The organism is Caulobacter sp. D5 (assembly GCF_003185805.1).
Lineage (GTDB): Bacteria > Pseudomonadota > Alphaproteobacteria > Caulobacterales > Caulobacteraceae > Caulobacter.
In genome coordinates this window covers 23977-33594 of sequence record NZ_QHJY01000011.1, presented here as the reverse complement: position 1 = coordinate 33594, position 9618 = coordinate 23977, and the positions used below count along the sequence as shown (strand labels likewise).

The following is a 9618-nucleotide window of genomic DNA, read 5'->3' as shown; positions in this document are numbered from 1 at the left end:
GGCCGGCCGGCCGATGATCCGCGCCACGCCCACGGGCGTCTCGGCCATGATCGACGCCCAGGGACGGGTGGTCGGCGGCCAGCGTCTCGACCTTGGCCAGCGCGGCGTGATCGACGCCAACCTTCCCGCGACCGGCCGCGACACGTTCGCGCCCAGGGTAGTGGACTGGCCGTTTTTGGCGTTCATTCTCGCGTCGGTGGCGATCTGTATCGGAAGTTCGCGTAACCGCGTCCGCAAGTTTGCCGACGTGAAAGATATAGGCTGAACTAAAACCGCAATCTCAGGTCTATGCCTAAGCATGACCGTCGCCATTGAATCCCCCACCGAAATCGAGCGCTCGCCCAACCCCGTGGACCTGCACGTGGGCGCCCGCATCCGCATGCGCCGCAAGATCCTGGGCGTCAGCCAGGAGAAGCTCGCCGAGAGCCTGGGCCTGACCTTCCAGCAGGTGCAGAAGTACGAGCGAGGCGCCAACCGCGTCAGCGCCAGCAAGCTCTACGAGATCGCCCGCAGCCTTCAGGCCCCCGGGGCCTACTTCTTCGAAGGCCTGGCCGATCCGTCCGAGCCCGGCGACGGCGAGGTCCGCAACGACCTCCAGGTCCACGAGTTCCTGATGACCCCCGAGGGTCTGGAACTGGCCGGCCTGTTCCCCAAGCTCACCAAGGCCCCGGTTCGCCGCCGGCTGCTGGACCTGGTGCGCTCGATGGCCGACGAAGAGCTCTGACGCCCGTCAGGCTCGGCTTGCGGATATAAACTTATCTTTATATGTTCCGCGGGAATGTTCGCGAGGCTGCCGCCCCGTGGGCGCAGGACCCTAGCCGGAGCGTTTCCACTTGAGCCGTTCGTCCTACATCTTCACGAGTGAAAGCGTCTCCGAAGGCCACCCCGACAAGGTGGCCGACCGGATCAGCGACACCGTCGTCGACGCCTTCCTCACCGCCGACCCCGAAGCCCGCGTCGCCTGCGAGACCCTGGTCACCACCAACCGCATCGTCCTGGCGGGCGAAGTGCGCGCCGGCAAGCCGGGCGGCGACAAGGCGGCCAACAAGCAGCTGACCAAGGATATCCTCAAGTCGCTGGAGCCCAAGGTCCGCGCCGCGATCAAGGATATCGGCTACGAGCAGAAGGGCTTCCACTGGGAGAAGGCCAAGTTCGCCAACTTCCTGCACGGCCAGTCGGCGCACATCGCCCAGGGCGTGGACGCCACCGAGAAGAAGGACGAGGGCGCCGGCGACCAGGGCATCATGTTCGGCTACGCCAGCACCGAGACCCCGGAGCTGATGCCGGCGACCCTGCAGTACAGCCACAACATCCTCAAGCGCCTGGCCGAGCTGCGCCATTCGGGCGAGCTGTCTGAGCTCGAACCCGACGCCAAGAGCCAGGTGACCCTGGAATACGACGGCGCCGGCGTGCCGCAGCGCGTCGTCTCGATCGTCGTCTCGCACCAGCACAAGAAGAAGATCGACGGCAAGGCAGCCACGTCCAAGCGCGTGCTCGACCTGATCAAGCCGCACATCCTGCCGATCTTCCCGGAAGGCCTGATCACCAAGAAGACCCAGTGGCTGGTCAACCCGACCGGCCGCTTCGAGATCGGCGGTCCGGACGGCGACGCCGGCGTCACCGGCCGCAAGATCATCGTCGACACCTACGGCGGCGCGGCGCCGCACGGCGGCGGCGCCTTCTCGGGCAAGGATCCGACCAAGGTCGACCGTTCGGCCGCCTATGCCTGCCGCTACCTGGCCAAGAACGTCGTGGCCTCGGGCCTGGCCGAGCGCTGCACCATCCAGATCGCCTACGCCATCGGCGTGGCCCAGCCGGTCTCGTTCCACGTCGACCTGCACGGCACCGGCAAGGTGGATCCGGCGGTCCTGGAAAAGACCCTGCCGCAGCTGATCGGCGGCGCCACCCCGCGTTCGATCCGCGAGCACCTGCAGCTGAACCGCCCGATCTACGCCCGCACCGCCGCCTACGGCCACTTCGGCCGCACGCCGGACAACGAAGGCGGCTTCTCGTGGGAGAAGACCGACCTGGTGTCGGAGCTGAAGGGCCTGGCGTAAGCCCGGTCTCAGTCCTTCTTCAAAACGCCGGTGAGGGTGGTGATCAGGACCGCGGTCAGGATCGCCCCCAGGATCTGATACAGCACCCGCCCCGCCTGGACGCCGCCGCCTAGCGCGCCGCGCGTTTCCAGGCGGCAGGCGCTTTCCTGGCCGAGATCCAGCACTGGAATGATCAGGTCGACCGCGTAGAGCGGCGTGACGACGGCGGGACAGCCTTCCGACGCGCGCGCCAGCCGAGCCCCCGGCAAACGCTCGCGCAAAGCGGCCGGAACGATCGCCGGCGCCTCGGGCCGCCAGATGTACTGGGTGTCCACGGCCGGCCCGTCGACCGGCACGAACAACACCAATCCCAGATGCAGGGCGACGGTCAGGATCAAGCCGCCTGCCAGCGCGTAGCTCGTCGTCCAGGCCAGGGCCCGGGCCGGCGAGTAGCCGTAGCGCGACGTCACGTCCATGAACCGTGAGACCAGCCGACTCCAAAAGCCGTCGGCCTTGCAACGGGCCCGCATCCGGCGCTTTTCGATGGCCACCCGGTCAGCGTCCGCGCTGTGCCCGCCGGCCCGCAACACCTTGGCCAGTTGCTCGTAGGGCTGGGGCGAGAAGTCCTTGGCCTTGGGCGACTTGCCGTGCTGCAGCCTCAGCCAATCGAGGCGGCGCTTTGCGTCGCTGTTGGCCGCGCCATGGGCCTTGAGGGTCTCGTAGGTGAAACCGGTCAGGTCCAGGCGGCCCGCCTCGGGCCATGCAGTCCATGGATCATCGTCTAGCAGGCGCGTGCGAGCTGCAACGAGCGAGAATCTGCCCGCGGGCCTGGCATCTCCGTCCAGCGCCGTGTTCCTCGAAACTTCCATCACGATGCCTAGATCAGCGTCGTCGAGCACCACCGACAGGCCGTTGAATCCTTCGTCGAAACGATTTCCGACGAGGAGGAAGCCGCCCGACACCGTCGCCCCTAGAAAGTCGACCCGCCCCTCCACCGTAACGTCGACCAGGCCCAGGTTGCCGCCGACACGAGCGCATGCGCCTTTCAACGCCAGCTTTCCGGCAGACTTCAGTTCGCCTCCGAGCACCCAGGAGCCGCCTACACGTACGCCAAAGGCGTCAATCAGACCGGTTGCGTGAAACGGGTGGCCCATCTCGATGGAGCCGGTAATTTCCGCTTCCGTGATGGAAAGGCACGCTCCATCAGCGACGAGTTGAGCGCCGGAAAGCGCCAATTGACTCATCTTGGCGCCCCGGAGGACGAACCTGCCAGTCACATGCGCTTCTTCGGCAAACAGGTCGCCGCCGATCCTGGCGCCGCTCAAATCGATCGCTGTGCGCGAGGAGCGCTCTTCGACGCCCACCCGGGCCTTGTAGAGGGAGAGATTCCGCTCGATCCGCGTATCAATGCCGGAGAGCCCCGACAAAGTACTACCCGCCAGGGAGAGGCCGGCAATCGTCGACTGATTCAGATTCAGCTGGTCGGTCAGTACACAGCCGATGAGCCGTAGAAACGGCAGCGGTCCGTCCCGGTCGTGGCGAGCATAGGCGAAATCGAGGTCGATCTCGCCGACGATCTTGGCGCCTTCCAGTCGCACGCCCCGGGGCGTGGGCGGATAACCGGGAACCTCGCCCAGCAGTAGGGCGGCGATCACCGCGCCCCGGATCACTGGCAATTCGGCGTCTTCCCCCGGCGGCAAGACGCAGTGGCCGCCCCGGGCGACGCATTCTATGAGCCGCAGCTCGTCCGGCGTGTAGTCGCCCGCGGGCGGGTCGGCCATGTCCTTCATCGTAAGCCCCCCAGCTATGCCCCATCTGTGCACGGGCCAGCCGCCTAGACAACCGAAGGAAGAGTTCAATCTCACGGATCGCGGTCATCCGCTCAGGGACCGCGCCGGACGGTTCCGTCTTGGCTGCGGACGCGCTAAGTCGTCGCCCCATGACCAATCCCCAACAGCCCCACGGGCCGCTGCGCTCGTTCGGCCGACTGAAGTCGCGGCCAGTGAAGCCGCGCCAGCAGGCCCTGCTCGACAGCCTGCTGCCGACCATCAGCGTGCCGCACGAGGCCTTCCAGCCCCGCGACCTGATGCCCGACGCCAAGGAAGTCTGGCTGGAGATCGGCTTCGGCGGCGGCGAGCACATGGCCGCCCAGGCCGGCCGCCGTCCCGATGTGCTGGTGATCGGGGCCGAGCCCTTCGTCAACGGCGTGGCCAGCGCCGTCCGCCACGTCGAGGAACAGGCCCTCTCCAACGTCCGCATCCACGAGGGCGACGCCCGTGACGTGGTCGGCTGGCTGCCCGACGCCTCGATCGACCGCCTGTTCGTGATGTTCCCCGACCCCTGGCACAAGGCCCGGCACAACAAGCGCCGGATCATCCAGCCGGAGTTCGTGACCGAGCTGGCCCGCGTGCTGAAGCCGGGCGCGGCCTTCCGCTTCGCCACCGACTGGGCCGACTACGCCGAGTGGACGATCGAGCGGGTGCTGGCCAGCCCCGCCTTCCGCTTCGCCGAGGCGGACGCTGATCGCCAGGCCATCCCGGCCGACCACGTCACCACCCGCTACGAGGAAAAGAAGCTGGGCGACTGCGCCCCGGTGTTCCTCGATTTCGTGCGGACCTGAGCCGCTCCCCAGGCGCCCCCCGGGGCCGCCGGGATCGGACCCAAAAGAAAAGGGCGCGGGGTGAACCCGCGCCCTTTGTCTTGATCCAGGTCAATCACTCTTCGATCGGCACGCCGTAGAGTTCGAGCCGGTGATCGATCAGCTTGTAGCCGAGCTTCCTGGCGATCGCGTGCTGCAGGGCCTCGATCTCCTCGTCCACGAACTCGACGACCTTGCCGGTCTTCATGTCGATCAGGTGGTCGTGGTGATGGGTCGGGGTCTCTTCGTAGCGCGAGCGGCCGTCCCGGAAGTCGTGGCGCTCGATGATGCCGCTCTCCTCGAACAGGCGGACGGTGCGGTAGACCGTCGCGATCGAGATGTGCGGGTCGATGGCGTGGGCGCGGCGGTGCAGCTCCTCGACGTCCGGATGGTCGTCAGCCGACGACAGTACGCGCGCGATGACCCGACGCTGGTCGGTCATGCGCATGCCTTTTTCGATGCAGAGCTTTTCGAGGCGGTCCAAGGCGGCGTCTCCGTCGGGGATTCGCGGGCACAATAGGCAATCGCTTCTTAAGTGTTAAGCGCCCGCCGCATCACGACGGCGTCCTTGGCGCCGTCAGGATGGGGATAATAGCCCTTCCTGAGACCCACTTGCGAAAAGCCGGTCGCCTTGTAGAGCCCGATCGCCCCCAGATTGTCGGCCGCGACCTCCAGGAACAGGTCGAAGGCCTTGGCCTCGGCGGCGATCCCGGCCGCCATCTCGACCAGGGCCGCGCCCCAGCCGCGCCGGCGGGCGGCCGGATCGACGGCGATGGTCAGGATTTCGGCCTCGCCGGCGATCGCCCGGCACAGGATGAAGCCACGCGGCGCTTCCGGCTCGCCCGAACCGCCCAGCACGGCGAAGACGCCGGGCGAGTTGAACAGGGCCTCGAACTCGGTCGGGCTCCACGGCCGGTCGAAGGCCTTTTCGTGCAGGTCCGCCAGGTCCCAGCACGCTTCCAGTCCGACAGGGCGCAGGTTCATGCGGCGGGCATCGTGGCGTAGGGGGCGCGCAGATAGAGCGGCCGGGGCGAATGGGTCGGGGCCGGCCGGGCGGCCGCCAGGCGGGCGATGGCCACGGGGTCGGCGGACGCCGGGGTCAGGACGGTCGCATCATGCAGCACGCCCTCCAGCAGCGGCGCGCCGGAGCCCACCAGGGTGGCCGGACCGCCCGACCATAGCTCGGCCAGGCGGGCGGTCGCCGCGCCCAGGTCGAGGGCGTCGGGCGCCATCAGGGCCGTCCCGCCGTCGAAGACCTGCAGATAGACCTGGCCCATCTTGGCGTCGAGGACGGCGGCGACGAAGCCCTTGGCCTCCGACGAGGCCGCCAGGGCCTCCAGGCTGTTCACCCCCACGCAGGGGATCGAAAGGGCCTGGGCCAGGCCCTTGGCGAAGGACAATCCCACCCGCAGGCCGGTGAAGGATCCCGGGCCGACGGTGACGGCGATGCGGTCGAGCTGGGAAAAGGCGATCCCGGCCTCGGCGGCGACCGCCTTGGCCAGGGGCGCGATGCGCTCCTGGTGGCCGCGGGTCATGGGTTCGGTGCGGGCGGCCAGCGTACGGCCGTCCTCGATCACGGCGACCGAGGCGGCCGCCAGGCAGGTGTCGACGGAAAGAACGCGCAAGGTCAGGCGGCCCCGACCTGGGCGGTCTCGGCCGGACGCCAGATGAATTCGTTGAGCTGGGCCTTGGCCTTCAGGGTCTTTTCGTCGGGCACGCCGCCCTTGGTCCAGCCGGGCACGCCGAAGACATAGGACACGGTCGGGGCCTCGGGGCGCACGCAGACCACCGCATTGATCGTCCGGCCCTCGCCGGCCCGGCACTGATCGACGGTGAAGCCCAGAGCCTCCCACTTGGCCAGCAGGCCCTCGCCCTTGGGACCGCGCACGTCGCCGGCCGCCAGGCGGATCTCGGAAATGCCGCCGTCGGCGCCCTTGCCGATCTCCAGCAGCGGAACCTTGTCCTGCTCGACGACGATGATCGGCCCGGGCGGGCCCTCGCCGACATGGATGAAGGCGCTCTTGACCTGGGCCTTGGGGAACAGGGCCGCGATGGTCGGCTGGTCGAAGGCGGTGGCGGCGGTGATGGGCCCGACGCCCGCGGCGCCCACCTGCAGCGGTCCGCCGACATAGGGGGTGATCTTCACGGCGACGGGACCGTCGGCCGGCTTGCCCGCTTCCTGCTCGGCCTGCGGGGCCGCGGCGGAAGGCGCGGAGGTCTTTTCGGCGGGGCCGCAGGCGGCCAGCAGGGCCAGCGGGGCGGCGAGGAGCGCGAGACGAAGGGTCATGACGAGGGTTCTAACGCCCAAGCGCGAAAATCGCACGCCATCGTGCGATTTTCGCGCCCGGGATGACATGTCAGACGATCGAGGCGGCTTCCTCGAAGTCCAGGCGCGGGCTGCGCGGGAACAGGTTCTCGTCGGTGCCGTAGCCGATCGAGGCGATGAAATTGCTCTTGATGTTCGTGCCTTCGAAGAAGGCCGCGTCCACGCCGGCGTTGTCGAAGCCCGACATCGCCCCGACGTCCAGGCCGAGCGCCCGGGCCGCGAGGATGAAATAGCCGCCCTGCAGCGAGCTGTTGCGGAACGCGCCCCACTCCTTGGCCACGGGGTCGCCGAACCAGTTCTTGGCGCCCGGGGCGTGCGGGAACAGCTTGTCGAGGGTCTCGGGGAAATCGAGGTCGTAGCCGACGATGACGGTGACCGGGGCCTGGCGGATCTTCGGGCCGTTCGAGCCTGACGACAGGGCCGCCAGCTTTTCCTTGGCTTCCGGGCTGGTCACGAAGACGAAGCGGGCCGGGGTCGAGTTGGCGGCGGTCGGGCCGAACTTCACCAGGTCGTACAGCTCACGCAGCACCGCCTCGGGCACGGGGTCGGACTTCCAGCCGTTGCGCGTGCGCGCCTGCGTGAAGAGTTGGGCCAGGGCGGCGGCGTCGAGCTTGGACATCAGCAATCCTTATAGGGAGCCATAATCGCAACTTATAGAGTTACAGTATGGTGTTCCCAGCGGATCACGGCAAGGCCGGCGATGCGCGCCGGGACCGAAAATCAGAGCGTCTGCTCGACCCGGGTCACTTCCGGCACATAGTGCTTGAGCATGTTCTCGACGCCCGACTTCAGCGTCGCCGAGGACGACGGGCAGCCCGAGCAGGCGCCGCGCATGTGCAGCCAGACCACGCCCGTGGCCGGCTCGAACTTGCTGAACACGATGTCGCCGCCGTCCTGGGCCACGGCCGGACGGATGCGGGTGTCGAGCAGTTCCTTGATCTCCGAGACGATCTGGGCCGCCTCCCCGTCATAGACGCCGTCGTCGTCGTGGCCGCTGTCGACCTGGTCCAGCAGCAGCGGACGGCCGCTGGTGAAGTGGTCCATGATGGCCGCCAGGATCGGGGCCTTCAGGTGCGGCCACTGGGCGTCCTCGCCCTTGGTCACCGTCAGAAAGTCCGGACCGAAGAACACCCGGGTCACGTCGCCCAGCCGGAACAGGGCGTCGGCCAGCGGCGAGGCCTCGCCTTCCTCGGGGGTGCGGAACTCCCGGGCGCCGTCCGCCAGAACCTCGCGGCCGGGCAGGAACTTCAGGACCTCGGGATTGGGCGTGGTTTCGGTCTGGATGAACATGCGGAACATGTGGCGCTTGAGGAGCCGAAGGGCAAGGCCCTGGAAAACCTCTCCCATAGGGAGAGGGAGGGGCCCGCCGCGAAGCGGTGGGAGGGTGAGGGGTTTCGCCCTCACCGATTTTCCCAAGATCGTGCCGGCACGCCGGCCGACGCCTTACCCCCTCATCCTCCCGCGCCTTTGGCGCGGGCCCCTCCTTCTCCCCATGGGAGAAGGGGAAAACTCAGGCCCCCCAGAAGCCGACCAGCTTCTTGACCTCGGCCACCGTCGGGGCGGCGACCTCGCGGGCCTTTTCGGCGCCGGCCGCCAGGATGCGGTCGAGCTCGCCCTTGTCCGACAGCAGGCCGCGCATCTTCTCGCCGACCGGGGCCAGCTTCTCGACCGCCAGCTCGGCCAGGGCCGGCTTGAAGGCGCCGAAGCCCTTGCCGGCGTAGTCGGCCAGCACCTCGGCCTTCGAGCGGCCCGACAGGGCGGCGAAGATGCCGACCAGGTTGTCGGCCTCGGCGCGGGTCGCCAGCTCTTCCAGGGTCTCGGGAAGCGGCTCGGGGTCGGTGCGGGCCTTCTTGATCTTGCCGGCGATGGCGTCGGCGTCGTCGGTCAGGTTGATGCGGCTGTAGTCCGAAGGATCGGACTTGCTCATCTTGGCCGAGCCGTCGCGCAGGCTCATGACGCGCGCGCCCGGCCCCTGGATCAGCGGATCGGGCTGCGGGAAGAAGCCCGGCGCCTTGAAGTCGTGGTTGAACTTCTGGGCGATGTCGCGGGTCAGTTCCAGGTGCTGCTTCTGGTCCTCGCCCACCGGCACGTGGGTGGCCTTGTAGATCAGGATGTCGGCGGCCTGCAGCACCGGATAGGTGTAGAGGCCCACGCTCGAGCGCTCCTTGTGCTTGCCGCTCTTCTCCTTGAACTGGGTCATGCGGTCGAGCCAGCCCAGGCGCGCGACGCACTGGAAGATCCAGGACAATTCGGCGTGCTCGGGCACGGCCGACTGCGGGAAGATGGTGGCCTTGGCCGGGTCGAGACCGGCGGCCAGATAGGCCGCGGCGATCTCGCGGGTCTGGTCGGCCAGGGCTTCCGGCTCCTGCCAGACGGTGATGGCGTGCAGGTCGGCGACGAAGATGAAGGTGTCGATCTCGTGCTGCAGGCGGGCGAACTTCACCAGCGCGCCGAGATAGTTGCCCAGGTGCAGGGCGCCCGAGGGTTGGACGCCGGACAGCACGCGGGACGGACCCGTGTAAGCGACGGGAGCTTGATCGGTCATGGCTTCAGCCTTGGATGTCGGAAACGGGCATGGCGGGACGCGCGAAGGCGCGGGCCGCATCCGGAGACGCGGC

The 9618-nt window shown here is 68.2% G+C and carries 11 protein-coding genes and 1 pseudogene; 4 read left to right on the top strand and 8 right to left on the bottom strand.

Going from position 1 to position 9618, the window contains the following annotated elements:
• The 3 genes and pseudogenes from DMC18_RS01130 to metK form a co-directional block, all read left to right on the top strand.
• Positions 1-265: pseudogene (locus DMC18_RS01130) on the top strand (hypothetical protein); the annotation flags it as partial.
• Positions 266-298: 33 nt separating this feature from the next.
• Positions 299-724 (top strand): helix-turn-helix domain-containing protein, encoded by a 426-nt coding sequence (locus DMC18_RS01125; protein ID WP_110132621.1) that lies wholly within the window; start codon positions 299-301, stop codon positions 722-724.
• 109 nt (positions 725-833) lie between these two features.
• Positions 834-2057, top strand: a complete 1224-nt coding sequence (gene metK / locus DMC18_RS01120) for a methionine adenosyltransferase (protein WP_110118423.1) — start codon at positions 834-836, stop codon at positions 2055-2057.
• Between the two features lie 8 nt (positions 2058-2065).
• Here metK and DMC18_RS01115 read toward each other — a convergent pair whose 3' ends face one another.
• A complete protein-coding gene (locus tag DMC18_RS01115; RefSeq protein ID WP_110132620.1) occupies positions 2066-3826 on the bottom strand; it encodes a hypothetical protein in 1761 nt (586 codons plus the stop codon).
• Positions 3827-3975: 149 nt separating this feature from the next.
• Between DMC18_RS01115 and trmB the strand changes: the two genes are divergently transcribed.
• Complete coding sequence (gene trmB, locus DMC18_RS01110; protein ID WP_110118421.1) at positions 3976-4656, top strand: tRNA (guanosine(46)-N7)-methyltransferase TrmB; 681 nt, start codon at positions 3976-3978, stop codon at positions 4654-4656.
• Positions 4657-4750: 94 nt separating this feature from the next.
• Here the strand turns inward: trmB and DMC18_RS01105 are convergent, their stop codons facing one another.
• The 7 genes from DMC18_RS01105 to trpS form a co-directional block, all read right to left on the bottom strand.
• Positions 4751-5158, bottom strand: a complete 408-nt coding sequence (locus DMC18_RS01105) for a Fur family transcriptional regulator (RefSeq protein ID WP_109101055.1) — start codon at positions 5156-5158, stop codon at positions 4751-4753.
• Between the two features lie 47 nt (positions 5159-5205).
• Positions 5206-5658, bottom strand: a complete 453-nt coding sequence (locus tag DMC18_RS01100) for a GNAT family N-acetyltransferase (protein ID WP_110118420.1) — start codon at positions 5656-5658, stop codon at positions 5206-5208.
• Positions 5655-6299 carry a tRNA (adenosine(37)-N6)-threonylcarbamoyltransferase complex dimerization subunit type 1 TsaB gene (gene tsaB / locus DMC18_RS01095; protein WP_110118419.1) on the bottom strand — a complete coding sequence of 215 codons (645 nt, stop codon included), beginning with the start codon at positions 6297-6299 and terminating at the stop codon, positions 5655-5657. The genes DMC18_RS01100 and tsaB overlap by 4 nt, the downstream gene beginning before the upstream one ends.
• Positions 6300-6301: 2 nt before the next feature.
• Positions 6302-6961: a DUF1131 family protein gene (locus DMC18_RS01090; RefSeq protein ID WP_110118418.1), complete on the bottom strand. Its 660-nt coding sequence runs from the start codon at positions 6959-6961 to the stop codon at positions 6302-6304.
• 70 nt (positions 6962-7031) lie between these two features.
• Positions 7032-7619, bottom strand: coding sequence for a malonic semialdehyde reductase (locus tag DMC18_RS01085; RefSeq protein ID WP_110118417.1), 588 nt, complete (start codon positions 7617-7619; stop codon positions 7032-7034).
• 101 nt (positions 7620-7720) lie between these two features.
• A complete protein-coding gene (locus DMC18_RS01080) occupies positions 7721-8290 on the bottom strand; it encodes a NifU family protein (protein WP_110118432.1) in 570 nt (189 codons plus the stop codon).
• 220 nt (positions 8291-8510) lie between these two features.
• On the bottom strand, positions 8511-9545 hold the full coding sequence (gene trpS, locus DMC18_RS01075; protein WP_110118416.1) for a tryptophan--tRNA ligase: 1035 nt from the start codon (positions 9543-9545) through the stop codon (positions 8511-8513).
• Positions 9546-9618 lie beyond the last annotated feature (73 nt).